This window comes from Pseudidiomarina sp., assembly GCF_033722695.1.
In the GTDB taxonomy this organism is placed as follows: domain Bacteria; phylum Pseudomonadota; class Gammaproteobacteria; order Enterobacterales; family Alteromonadaceae; genus Pseudidiomarina.
This window is the reverse complement of record NZ_JAWVYM010000001.1, coordinates 138,957-151,600: the sequence shown is the minus strand read 5'-3', so window position 1 is coordinate 151,600 and position 12,644 is coordinate 138,957. Positions and strand designations below refer to the sequence as shown.

The following is a 12,644-nucleotide window of genomic DNA, read 5'->3' as shown; positions in this document are numbered from 1 at the left end:
CTTATTTCACAGGCGCTGCAAGGCTTGGATCCGCTTTTCTAAAGGCGGGTGAGTCAGAAATAATTCACTGAATTTGCGTGATTCGCTCTGGATACCAAAGGCCATCATAGAGCCGTCCAATTGTGATTCCTGACCTTGCTGTAAACGGCGCAAGGCAGCGATCATTTTGTCGCGGCCAACCAGCGCTGCTGAACCGGCATCGGCGCGGAATTCGCGCTGGCGCGAGAACCAGAACACAATGATACTGGCGAGAATGCCAAATACCAACTCTAAAACCATAACAATGGCAAAATAAGCCATGCCGCCAAGCCCTTGTCCACTTTGCGAACTGCTGCGGGTGGCATTATCGATCACGCCGGCAATAACCCGGGCAAAGAAAATAACAAAGGTATTCACCACGCCCTGAATCAGGGTAAGGGTGACCATGTCGCCATTAGCGATATGCGCGATTTCATGGGCTAATACGGCTTCGACTTCGTCCTGGTTCATATGGCGCAACAAACCCGTGCTAACAGCAACCAGGGAGCTCTTTTTGCTGGCCCCGGTGGCGAACGCGTTCGGCGCTGGCGAATCAAAGATAGCAACTTCTGGCATAGGGATACCAGCTTGACGAGTCAGACGCTCTACAGTCTGCATCAGCCAGGCTTCAGTGTTATTACGCGGCTGGGTAATAACCCGAGCACCGGTTGTTCGTTTTGCCATCCAGCGTGAAATAGCCAGCGATATAAACGCGCCGCCAAAACCAAAAGCTGCGGCAAATAATAACAAGCCCCCGTAGCCTGATGGGTCTACCCCAAGAGCCGGCAATAACAGGTTCATAACCAGGCCCAAAACCAGCAAAATAGCCAGGTTCGTAGCTAAAAAAAGGGCAATCCGGAACATAAACGACATACCTCTTAAGTAACCAACAGATAGCGGCTAATGATATGAGGTTTACCCCCGCCATTCTCAATAGCCTGCTGCTTATATTTTACTGAAATCTAGCCATTTGAGCCGAATATTTTTTTGATCCCGGTGAGATAATCGCCGGGCTGTTGTTGCTCAAAATTTTCAATAAATGGTAATACGCCCAGACAAGGTGCCGGGATCCTTTGCTTCAGGTAGCTCAGGTTTTCTTGCTGCAGAGTCATTGGCAATGCCAGCGGCTGGTTAGCTATCCAGCCCGCCAGACGCAAACCGCGGCGCTCGATGTCAGCAACGGTAAGTAGCGCGTGATTCAGACAGCCGAGTTTAAGCCCGACTACCAAAATTACTGACGCCCCCAGTTCCTGTACAAAATCAGCCATGGTTTCGCTGTCATTAAGCGGTAGCAACCAGCCGCCAGCCCCTTCGATCAGCAGACAATCAGGCTGCTGCCGGGTCAGCTTGGCAGTGTGCTGTAATAATTCGCTGATCCTGATGCTCTGCTCGTGGCGAGCCGCCGCCAGGTGCGGCGCCACCGGCTCAGCAAAGCATATGGGATTCACGTCGGTATAGGACGGCAGCCAGTTGTCAGCTTGCCGGGGATGCAAGTTAGCAAGCAGCTGCAGCGCGTCATCGTTTCGAAGACCAGCGCCGTCATCAGCAGCGCCAGCGGCCACAGGCTTCATAGCCAGACAGTAATAGTTAGCGGCTTGCAGGGCTTGCAAAAGCGCCACCGCGGCCACCGTCTTACCGGCGTCGGTGTCAGTTCCAGTAACAAAATAGCAATTCATGATGCCTCTTAATCAACTCCGTTTACGTATGGACACCAGCCCGATATGCCAGTAAAGATAAAGCTTTCCGTCGGTTTCCCGGTGCTTTTCGGTGGCAGCTACCCATTTCGAAAAACGGCGCCGGGTGAATAATCCCTGCGGATCTCTGGCGGTGTAGTTGGCGCCGATACCCTTGAGGTCGCGCAACATATCAGTGAGGCTGTCATAACTCACCCGCAGTGGCAATTCACTGAGTTCGCAATCGCAGTCGGGTAGCCTCGCCAAAATATTGCGAACACTATCAGTACTAAGAAATGAATTAATGTGTGGCCGGTTATCGACCTCAGCGAACACGCTGTTCAGTGGTGCCATTGAGCCCTGCAGAATCGTAGAGAAAAGCAGTATGCCGCCGGGCCGAAGTGCATGCAGGGCGCCAGTGAGCGTCGCATAAAGATCATTGCTCCACTGCAGCGTCAGGTTCGAGAAAATCGTATCCACGCTACCCTGTTGCAGCGGCAACTGATCCATATCAGCGCCGGCAAAGGCTGCCTTTTCCTGAGTTTGTGCCTGCCGCAGCATCCCTGTGGCGATATCCAGGCCCAGATAATGATTACAGCAGCCTTGCAAGGCGCTGGTCATACTGGCGGGGCCACAACCAAGATCGATAAGAACGTCGCTCTGTGCCGGCAACTGCTGCAATAGAGCTGCACCGCAGCGCCGCTGCAAATAATCATGCTGACTATAGCTGGCAGCGGCTTTGCTGAACTGGCGTGCGACCCGGGCCTTGTCGAATGATCGGGCGGCGTCATGGCTAAACGAGTTCTGCATTTCAGGTCTCCAGACTCTGCTGCAGAGCCCGCAACAACTGATTGATATCATCGGCACTATGCATGGCACTCAGTGCAATTCGTAAGCGGGCCTGGCCTTCAGGAACCGTTGGTGGCCGGATTGCCGTGCACCATATGCCCTGCTCACGCAGCCGTGAGCTCACCTCAAGGGCACGTGCGTCGCTACCTAGCTGAACGGTCTGGATAGCGGTATCAGTAGCCTGCAGCGGTAAATTCAGCGCAGCAGCCTGTTGTTTCAGTAACGCGATATTGTCACTAAGTTTTGTCCGCAAGCTGGCCCCTTCAGCACCTTGTAATAGCTTAACTGAAGCGCTGATCGCTGCCGCCTGAGCGGCGGGAAATGCTGTGGAATAGATGAGTTCCCGGCAATGATTAACCAGATAATCAGCGATCTCCGAAGTGGTTGCGATGGCCGCCCCCGCGACACCGACAGCTTTACCAAAAGTCAGCGTCAGCAAAGGAACTTCAGCCTGTGAAAACTCACCGCCGACGCCTTTCCCATCTGGCCCGGTAACACCAAAACCGTGGGCGTCATCTACCATCAGATCGCACTGATCACGGTAGCCATTGTCATCGATCAGGTTCAGTATGGCCCGTACCGGCGCACGGTCGCCGTCCATACTGAACACGCTTTCAGTCAGGATCAAACCGTTGCCGCTCTGTTGCTGCAAGCGCTGCAGCAAATCAGCCATGTCGTTATGGGCAAAACGCTGCAACCGCACGCGACTATGGCGGATCCCGTCAATCAGTGAAGCGTGTATCAGCCGATCGCTTACCAGGCGATCATAAAAAGGCGCCATGGTTGTCACGCAGCCATGATTAGCGGCAAAGCCTGAATTCATCAGCAGTACCTGCTCCCGCTCCAGCCATTCAGCCAGTTGCGCGCTCAGATAGGCATGGGGCACCTGATAACCAACCACCAGTGATGAGGCGCGGCTGCCGGCACCATAACTCGTCACCGCCTCGCAAAAAGCAGCAAGCACGCTCGGGTGATTGCTCAGGCCCAGATAATCATTGCTTGAGAAATTAAGATAGCTGCCAGAATCATCGGCTATAGTACGCGCAGATACGCTGGTGCCGGTGTTTAAGGTGCGCCAGCGCTGCAACCCTTTACGGTCGCTGTTCGCTTGCCGGAGCCGAGCCGCAATAACCGCCATAAACTATTAGTCAGGAAACTTCATAATAACGAACAGGTTGCTGCTGTTCGCTGACCGCATCGTGGATCACTGCTTCATATACTTCGTCGCTATAACCGTCAATTTCAAGCGGTTTCAGGCCCAGCCGATCAAACAACTGGCGGTCTTTGTCCGCTTCCGGATTAGCTGTAGTTAGCAATCTTTCACCATAGAAAATGGAATTGGCACCGGCCAGATAACATAGCGCCTGCATCTCATCATTCATATCTTCGCGGCCAGCTGACAAGCGCACGAAAGATTCCGGCATCAGAATACGGGCAACCGCGATGGTTCGCACAAATTCGAAAGGATCCAGATCATCAATTTCCGCAAAAGGCGTGCCGGCAACTTTTACCAGCATATTTACCGGTACACTTTCCGGATGCTGTGGCAAATTCGCCAGTTGCTGCAGCAGACCAGCGCGGTCGCGGCGGCTCTCACCCATTCCGACAATACCGCCGGCGCAAACCTTCATACCAGCGTCACGGACATTCTGCAGTGTGCTCAGACGATCCTGATAGGTCCGGGTACTGATGATCTCACCATAAAACTCCGGCGAGGTGTCCAGGTTATGGTTGTAATAATCCAGGCCAGCTTGTTGCAGCATCTTCGCCTGCTCTACCGATAACATTCCGAGCGTCATGCAGGTTTCCAGACCCAGTTCTTTTACACCCTTTACCATTTCGATCACATAAGGCATATCACGCGCTTTCGGATTACGCCACGCAGCGCCCATGCAGAAGCGGCTGGCACCCTGAGCTTTAGCTGCTTTGGCTTCCTCCAGCACTTTATTAACCGCCATCAGCCGCTCGCGATCTACGCCAGTATGATAGTGGGCACTTTGCGGGCAATATTTGCAGTCTTCGGGACAAGCACCGGTCTTTATCGACAATAAGGTACTAACCTGTACCGCATTAGGGTCAAAGTGCTGGCGATGTATTTGCTGAGCCTGAAATAATAAGTCATTAAAGGGGTGGGCAAAGAGATCTTCGATCTCGGCAACAGTCCAGTCGTGGCGAAGCGCGGTATCAGTCATGGGGGATCCATTGTTAGTCGTTAATTATACTCGACTAGATTACGGGTAATACGTACACTGTCAACTTTTAAAGCCAGCAAATAATAACGACTGGTCAAATTTCATACTGTTGATTGGCGACAATTTGGTTTCAACCTATGACAAATTTCTTGCAGCCTGACGATCTGACCTTTGATCGCGAACATATCTGGCATCCCTATACCTCCTTCCGAGAGCCATTGCCGGTTTATCCGGTTGCCGCAGCCGAGGGCTGCGAACTCATTCTGGACGACGGCCGGCGACTGATCGACGGTATGTCATCCTGGTGGGCCGCCATTCACGGCTACAATCACCCGCGACTCAACCAGGCTGCCCATAGCCAGATCGACCACATGAGCCATGTGATGTTTGGTGGGGTTACTCATAAGCCAGCCATTGATTTGTGCCGGCGGCTGGTCGAATTGTCCCCGGCCCCGCTGCAGCGAGTGTTTCTGGCGGATTCAGGATCAGTTTCTGTAGAAATTGCGATAAAAATGGCCGTTCAGTACTGGGCCGCCCGCGAACAACCAAACAAGAACCGCATCGCCACCGTTCGCGGTGGCTACCACGGCGATACTTTTGCCGCGATGTCGGTATGTGATCCGGTAAACGGCATGCATGCCCTGTTTCAGGGCTCGCTCCGCCAGCAACTTTTTGCCCCGGTCCCTGATGTACGCCCGCAGGACGAGTGGGACCCGCAGGCACTGGAGCCTATGAGGGAATTACTGGAGCAGAATCATCATGAAGTTGCCGCCGTGATCGTTGAACCTGTCGTTCAGGGGGCTGGCGGCATGCGTTTTTACCACCCTGAGTATCTGCGCGGCTTGCGGGCATTATGCGATCAGTTCGATGTACTTTTAATTGCCGATGAAATCGCTACGGGTTTTGGCCGCACCGGCGCCCTCTTTGCCTGCAATCATGCCGACATCAGCCCTGACATCATGTGCCTGGGGAAAGCCCTGACGGGTGGTTACCTCACCATGGCGGCGGTATTGGCCACCAGCGACCTTGCTGATACGATCAGTGCTGGTCCCGCTGGCGGGACTTTTATGCACGGCCCTACTTTTATGGCCAACCCGCTGGCCTGCGCCATAGCCAATGCCAGCATCGGGTTAATCATGACCGGCGACTGGCAAGAGCAAGTTGCAACTATTGCCCGCCAACTAGCGGCTGAACTCGAACCCGCGCGAGGCCTTCTCTCTGTAGCTGATGTCCGTACCTATGGCGCCATCGGCGTAATTGAGATGAAGCAACCCGTGAATGTGGCGAAGCTGCAGCAACGCTTCGTGGAACTCGGCGTCTGGATCCGCCCTTTTGGCCGGCTAATCTATGTAATGCCACCCTATATCATTACGCCCGGGCAACTGACACAAATCACTCAAGCGATGTGCAAAGCCGCCGAAGAGGCATGATTTTCGCTTGAGTCTTAGGCAAAGCAAGGTAACATAACAGCCTTTATTATTTCCCATTTATCCTATTGGAGTTTGCAGGTTCATGTCCTTCGCTACAGTTGTCGACGTTCTATCAGGAAAAACTGCGGTCGGTGAGCAGGTTACCGTGCGCGGCTGGGTGCGTACCCGGCGTGATTCAAAAGCCGGTATCTCATTTATTAATGTGCATGATGGCTCATGCTTTGATCCGGTTCAGATCGTCGTGCCGAATGAACTCGATAATTACGACAGTGAAGTACTCCGCCTGACCACTGGTGCCAGTGTCGCCGTTACCGGCCGCGTGGCCGAATCTGCTGGCAAGGGCCAGAGTTTTGAAATTCAGGCTGAAAAAGTTCATGTCTACGGTTTTGTCGATGATCCGGACACTTATCCGATGTCGCCAAAGCCTCACTCAATGGAATACTTGCGGGAATTTGCCCATCTGCGCGCTCGCACCAATGTTACCGGCGCGGTGATGCGGGTTCGTAACTGTCTGTCTCAGGCGCTGCATCGGTTTTTCCATGAGCGCGGCTACCTGTGGGTCGCTACGCCTATTATTACTGCCTCCGATGCTGAAGGAGCCGGAGAACTGTTCCGCGTATCAACACTGGATCTGATGAACCTGCCACGTACCGATAAAGGCGACGTTGATTTCAGCAAAGACTTTTTCGGTAAAGAAGCCTTTTTGACGGTTTCCGGGCAGCTCAACGTTGAGACCTACGCTTGTGCCCTGTCGAAAGTCTATACCTTTGGCCCCACTTTCCGCGCCGAAAATTCAAACACCAGTCGCCACCTGGCGGAGTTCTGGATGGTTGAACCTGAAGTAGCTTTCGCTGATCTGAATGACATCGCCTACCTGGCAGAAGATATGCTCAAGTACGCCATCAACGCGGTGCTTGAAGAGCGCGCTGACGACATGGCGTTTTTCCAGCAACGCATTGATAAAGGCGTATTAGATCGTCTTAACCATGTCGTTTCCAACAAGTTCGTTCATATGGATTACACCGATGCGGTGGAAATTCTGCAGAATTGCGGCCAGCAATTTAACTATCCGGTTAGCTGGGGCACCGATTTACAGTCAGAGCATGAGCGCTATCTGGCTGAAGTTCACGTCGGCGCGCCGGTGGTACTGAAAAACTATCCGAAAGATATAAAGGCCTTCTACATGCGCCAGAATGACGATGGCAAAACCGTCGCGGCGATGGATATTCTGGCCCCGGGCATCGGTGAAATCATTGGCGGCAGTGCCCGCGAAGAGCGGCTTAACCGGCTTGATTCCCGTATTGCTGAAATGGGTCTTAATGCTGACGATTACAGCTGGTACCGCGATTTACGTCGCTACGGTACGGTTCCACATGCCGGTTTTGGTCTTGGCTTTGAGCGTCTGGTTACCTATGTGACCGGCATGACCAACATCCGGGACGTTATCCCCTTCCCTCGGGCACCGAAGAGCGCAGAGTTCTAACAGAGAATTACTCTTCAAACTTAGTACTGATGGCTTTCATCGGTTTAATGGGCGTGGGTACCACCGGTGTACCCACGTATAGAAAAGCCACTATCGCATCCTCCGGCTTACAGTTCAGGCCCGCTTTAACTACTTCGTCTTCGGCAAACCAGCCGGTTCTCCATATGGCACCCAGCCCTTGCGCAAAAGCTGCTTGCTGCAGTAGCAAGGTGGCACAGGCTGCCGCAGCAAATTGTTCATCGCGCGGCACTTTTTCGTGCGGCTGATAATCCATAATAACGGCAATCACCATCGGTGCCCTTAGCGGCACCTCGGCCGCCTTAGCTTGCGCTTTGTCATCCAGCCCCCGCGCAGCCGCAGCCTGCTGAAACAGCTCGCCAAGACTCTTCCGCTTCTGGCCTTGATAGACAATAAACCGGTAAGGCATCAGAGCCTTATGATCAGGCGCCCGGCTCGCGGCTTGCTGCATAATCGTAAATTGTGCCGCTGACGGCCCGGGTTCAGCCAGCCGGGGCATCGAAGAGCGGGTTGTTAATAATTCAAGTGCCTGCATATAAAAATAACCTCATCCTTATCGCTACTGGTGATCTGCACTGTAAAAGCGTAACAGGGATCATCCTCTGTTACATTGTCGCACTGGTTTATTCGTTCATTCTTCAGTATTCTTCACTGCCTGATAAAAATCCTACGCTGAGATGGAGCTGTGATGAGCGGAGTTTCGACAGTATTTAAAAAACTATTCGGACTAATCAACAGTATCCGGAAAATTATCGTTAACCTGGTTTTCTTTCTGGTACTGGCAATTATTGTGGTTTTCATCTTCGCCGAAGAAGAGCCTATTATCGTACCCGATAAGGGTGTGGTTGTGGTAAAAATTGACGGTATCCTGGTCGAAGAAAAAACCTGGGTTGACCCTGTTGATGAATTTCTCGGCGACACCTTTGGCTCTGGCTCAGAGCAACCAGAAACCTTGCTCCCCGATGTCGTGCGGGCGATCGAACTGGCTGCTGAAGACGAGCGTGTCAGTGGTATCTACCTTGATGTCAGCAAAATGGCCGGCGGCGGTCTGAACAAGCTTGAACAAGTCGGTGAAGCCCTGCTCAATTTTCGTGAAAGTGGAAAGCCCGTCGTCACTTACGGCGACTATTTCTCTCAGTCCCAGTATTATCTGGCGGCTTACAGTGATTCGATTTATCTGAACCCACTGGGCGGTCTGATGTTTGAAGGTATGGGCGCATATCGCTTGTACTACAGTGAAATGCTGGAAAAGTTGAAGGTCTCAACTCATGTTTTCAAAGCTGGCGCCTATAAGTCAGCGGTGGAACCTTATACCCGCAATGACATGTCCGAAGAAGCCCGCGAGGCGGCAGCTGAACTGTACTCGTCACTCTGGTCTAATTTTACTGAAGACTTGCGCCAACTGCGTGAGATCGATCCACGGGCATTAAGTGGCTCACTGGACGATTTACAACAATTACTTTCGGAAAACAATCATGACCTGGCGCGCTTTGCTGTCGCGAGCGGACTGGTGGATGAGCTGCAGTCGAGGGAAGCGTTCCGGCAGCGAATGATTGATTTAACCGGCCTTGATGAAGACGAAAAGTCGTGGCGTCGCATCAGCTTCCAGAACTACCTTACATCAGCCGAACTGATGACAGCTGAAACTGAAGATGCAGCCAATGAAATTGCCTTAATTGTGGCTCGCGGAACTATCCTTGATGGATACCAGAAGCCCGGTATGATTGGCGGCGACAGCACGGCAGCGCTGCTGCGTAAAGCACGACTGAATGACAAAACCAAAGCTGTGGTGCTGCGTATCGACAGCCCCGGTGGCAGCGGTTTTGCTTCCGAAGTTATTCGTCAGGAAGTACTGGAGCTGCAGGAAGCTGGCATCCCGGTAATCGCCTCAATGAGCACAGTTGCGGCTTCCGGCGGCTACTGGATTGCCGCCAGCGCCGACCAGATCTGGGCTTCACCTGATACTATTACCGGTTCAATTGGCGTTTTTGGCCTGTTCTTCACGATTGAAGATTCACTGGCAGCCATAGGCGTATACAATGACGGTTTTCATACCACTGAAATACCGGTTATTGATCCGACCCGTGAACTTCCGGAGGCTGCCGGTCGCTTCATTCAGCAGACCATAGATAAGTTCTATCGTGACTTCGTAACTATTGTCGCTGACGCTCGCGGCATGAGCTACGATGCTGTCCATGAAGTGGCTCAGGGACGCGTCTGGACCGGTGCCAAAGCACAAGAGCTGGGGCTGGTTGATTCTCTGGGTGATTTGGAAGATGCCGTTGCCGCTGCCGCACAGCTCGCCGGCACTGAAGATTATAAACTGGTCAAAGTAGAGCCTGAACTGAGCCCGCGCGAACAGTTCTTGCAGAACCTTTTTGGTAAAGCCATGGTGCTATTACCGGAGAACGATAACCAACCCCGTCTGGATCCCATTCAGCAACAGCTGATGCGCATCTGGGGTGACCTGCAGATCAGTTCTAAGTTTAATGATCCGCAAGGTGTCTATGCGCTCTGTGAACTTTGTCCGGTAAATTAAATGGTAACAGCAAAGAATATGAATTCGCGTAAACGCATCTATGTCGCATACACCGGTGGCACCATAGGCATGCAGAAATCGGCACAGGGCTACGTTCCCGTGCCGGGCTTTCTGTCCAAGTGTGTCGCTGAAATGCCGGAGTTTTTCCGCGATGAAATGCCAGTCTTTACCATTAATGAATATGACCCGCTGATGGACTCCTCCGATATGTCGCCGGCTGACTGGCAACATATCGCCGAGGACATTCGCAATCAGTATGACGACTATGATGGCTTCGTGATCCTGCACGGCACCGATACCATGGCCTATACTGCGTCTGCCCTGTCCTTTATGTTTGAGAACCTGGGCAAGCCGGTGATTATTACCGGTTCGCAAATCCCACTGGCGGCATTACGGTCCGACGGCCAGACGAACTTGCTCAACGCACTCTATATCGCCGCCAATTATCCCATCCATGAAGTATCACTGTTTTTTAATAACAATCTTTATCGCGGTAACCGGGCCACCAAAGCTGACGCAAACGGTTTTAATGCCTTTGAATCACCCAATTGCGTACCCTTGCTGGAAGCTGGAATTCAGATCCGTCTTAAAGCCGGCTCGGTTCAGCCATTGCGCAGCGAGCCACTACAGCTGACCTCTATCGCCCCGCAAGCGATCGGCGTGGTGACCTTATATCCCGGTATATCGTCGGCCATCTTTGACAATATCCTCCAACAGCCGGTCAAAGCGCTTATCCTGCAAAGTTACGGCGTGGGTAACGCGCCCCAGGATCCACAGCTGTTAAATAGCCTGCAACGGGGTATCGACAAAGGCACAATAGTGCTAAATTGCACGCAGTGCTTTAAGGGTAAAGTAAATATGGGCGGCTACGCCACTGGCAATGCCCTTGCTAAAATCGGCGTTGTTAGTGGTCAGGATATGACGATTGAAGCGGCGCTGACCAAGCTGCATTATTTACTGTCACAGAACTTGCCCCAATCCGAGATTCAGGCCCTGCTGGAAAGAAATCTGCGCGGCGAATTAACTTAATAAAAATAAATAATAACTTGTAGATTGACTATGGCCCCTAAAACTCCTGCTTTCTCTTCCCGAATTGGTTTTATTCTTGCTGCCGCTGGTTCTGCTGTTGGCGTTGGCAATATATGGGGCTTCCCGACCCAGGCCGCCAGCAACGGTGGTGGTGCTTTCTTACTGGTTTACCTGGTTATGATAGCCATACTGGCTTATCCGATGCTGGTGGCCGAGCTGACAATTGGTCGGATGCGTCAGCGCAACTCAGTTGAAGCCTTGCGCTCACTCAGTACCCGACCCTTCTGGCGAAAATTTGGGGCATTAAGCGGTATAGTCGGCCTGATCGCTTTATCACTGATCCTAAGCTTTTACGCTATTGTCTCCGGCTGGTTGCTGTCTTATATGCTGGCTGCTGTCGCCGAACTGGCTGGATTGCTGGCGCTGGCAGAATGGTTGGTGGCATTTACTTTAGAACGCAACCTGGTAATGATGGCGCTGTTTATGCTGGTTACTATCCATGTTATCCGCTCAGGTGTAACCGACGGCATAGAACGCTGGTCACGGCGCCTGATGCCGGTCCTATTCATGCTGCTTATCGCCATGGTCATCTACATTCTGACGTTGCCGGGCGCGACTGACGGATTGCGCATGTATCTGCAACCCGACTTCAGCCAGGTGACCAATCCCGATCTCATCATCAGTGCCATGGGCCAGGCTTTCTTTTCATTATCCATCGGTGTGTGCAGCATGATGACTTATGGTGCCTATTTGTCCCGCGACGAGAACCTGCCACGCACCGCAGGCTGGGTTGCGATGCTGGATACCTCCGTCGCGTTTTTAGCAGGACTATTAATTCTACCAGCCATGTTCGCCGCACAGAAACTTGGCGTCATCATATACAACGATGCTGGTGTATTGCTTTCGGCTGATACCCTGGTATTCACGGTCTTGCCGGCTATGTTCGATTCTATGGGCAGTGCTGGTTTATGGGTCGCGTTCGCGTTCTTCACCCTGATGGTTATCGCTGCCATCACCTCTTCCATCTCCATGCTGGAGGCGCCGGTGAACGCCTTGCGTGAAGAGTTAGGCCAACCCCGTTCGCGTATGGCCTGGTTGGTAGGTATTGCTATCAGTGCGATCTCAACTGTAATTATTTATAATTTTGCCGCACTTTTCGGGGCCGTAATAACGCTGACCACCGTTTACATACAGCCGCTGCTGGCACTGGTATTCGGGCTACTGTTGACCTGGATCCTGCGCCAGCATCTGTTACTCAAAGCACTACAGGATGGCGCCCCGGATATGGAACGTACGCTATTCTGGAAGATATGGCCCTGGTACGTGAAGTTTATCTGTCCGATTCTTATATTGCTGGTAATCTGGCGCGGTTAATCCGTTCAACAAATAAAAAAGAGCCCGCAGCGACTTGCT

At 52.5% G+C, this 12,644-nt stretch carries 11 protein-coding genes; 5 read left to right on the top strand and 6 right to left on the bottom strand.

Annotation, left to right across the window (positions count from 1 at the left end; genetic code table 11):
* Nucleotides 1-6: 6 nt before the first annotated feature.
* The 5 genes from htpX to bioB form a co-directional block, all read right to left on the bottom strand.
* Nucleotides 7-882, bottom strand: a complete 876-nt coding sequence (gene htpX, locus R3196_RS00735) for a protease HtpX (RefSeq protein WP_318934739.1) — start codon at nucleotides 880-882, stop codon at nucleotides 7-9.
* Nucleotides 883-980: 98 nt separating this feature from the next.
* Nucleotides 981-1,694, bottom strand: a complete 714-nt coding sequence (gene bioD, locus R3196_RS00730) for a dethiobiotin synthase (protein WP_318934692.1) — start codon at nucleotides 1,692-1,694, stop codon at nucleotides 981-983.
* Between the two features lie 12 nt (nucleotides 1,695-1,706).
* Nucleotides 1,707-2,501, bottom strand: coding sequence for a methyltransferase domain-containing protein (locus R3196_RS00725; protein WP_318934691.1), 795 nt, complete (start codon nucleotides 2,499-2,501; stop codon nucleotides 1,707-1,709).
* 1 nt (nucleotide 2,502) lies between these two features.
* Nucleotides 2,503-3,678 (bottom strand): 8-amino-7-oxononanoate synthase, encoded by a 1,176-nt coding sequence (locus R3196_RS00720; RefSeq protein WP_318934690.1) that lies wholly within the window; start codon nucleotides 3,676-3,678, stop codon nucleotides 2,503-2,505.
* 10 nt (nucleotides 3,679-3,688) lie between these two features.
* Entirely contained in the window at nucleotides 3,689-4,732 is a 1,044-nt protein-coding gene (bioB, locus tag R3196_RS00715; protein ID WP_318934689.1) for a biotin synthase BioB, read from the bottom strand.
* A 137-nt stretch (nucleotides 4,733-4,869) separates the two neighbouring features.
* Between bioB and bioA the strand changes: the two genes are divergently transcribed.
* Together bioA and asnS are read left to right on the top strand one after the other, a co-directional pair.
* Nucleotides 4,870-6,162, top strand: coding sequence for an adenosylmethionine--8-amino-7-oxononanoate transaminase (gene bioA / locus R3196_RS00710; RefSeq protein WP_318934688.1), 1,293 nt, complete (start codon nucleotides 4,870-4,872; stop codon nucleotides 6,160-6,162).
* An 82-nt stretch (nucleotides 6,163-6,244) separates the two neighbouring features.
* Nucleotides 6,245-7,645, top strand: coding sequence for an asparagine--tRNA ligase (gene asnS / locus R3196_RS00705; protein ID WP_318934687.1), 1,401 nt, complete (start codon nucleotides 6,245-6,247; stop codon nucleotides 7,643-7,645).
* 7 nt (nucleotides 7,646-7,652) lie between these two features.
* Here the strand turns inward: asnS and R3196_RS00700 are convergent, their stop codons facing one another.
* Nucleotides 7,653-8,198, bottom strand: coding sequence for a nitroreductase family protein (locus R3196_RS00700; RefSeq protein WP_318934686.1), 546 nt, complete (start codon nucleotides 8,196-8,198; stop codon nucleotides 7,653-7,655).
* 153 nt (nucleotides 8,199-8,351) lie between these two features.
* Here R3196_RS00700 and sppA point away from each other — a divergent pair, with 153 nt between their 5' ends.
* The 3 genes from sppA to R3196_RS00685 are packed head-to-tail and all read left to right on the top strand — an operon-like array spanning nucleotide 8,352 to nucleotide 12,605.
* On the top strand, nucleotides 8,352-10,202 hold the full coding sequence (gene sppA, locus R3196_RS00695) for a signal peptide peptidase SppA (protein WP_318934685.1): 1,851 nt from the start codon (nucleotides 8,352-8,354) through the stop codon (nucleotides 10,200-10,202).
* An 18-nt stretch (nucleotides 10,203-10,220) separates the two neighbouring features.
* Nucleotides 10,221-11,231 carry an asparaginase gene (ansA, locus tag R3196_RS00690; protein WP_318934684.1) on the top strand — a complete coding sequence of 337 codons (1,011 nt, stop codon included), beginning with the start codon at nucleotides 10,221-10,223 and terminating at the stop codon, nucleotides 11,229-11,231.
* A gap of 30 nt (nucleotides 11,232-11,261) precedes the next feature.
* Nucleotides 11,262-12,605 carry a sodium-dependent transporter gene (locus R3196_RS00685; RefSeq protein WP_318934683.1) on the top strand — a complete coding sequence of 448 codons (1,344 nt, stop codon included), beginning with the start codon at nucleotides 11,262-11,264 and terminating at the stop codon, nucleotides 12,603-12,605.
* Nucleotides 12,606-12,644: the final 39 nt, after the last annotated feature.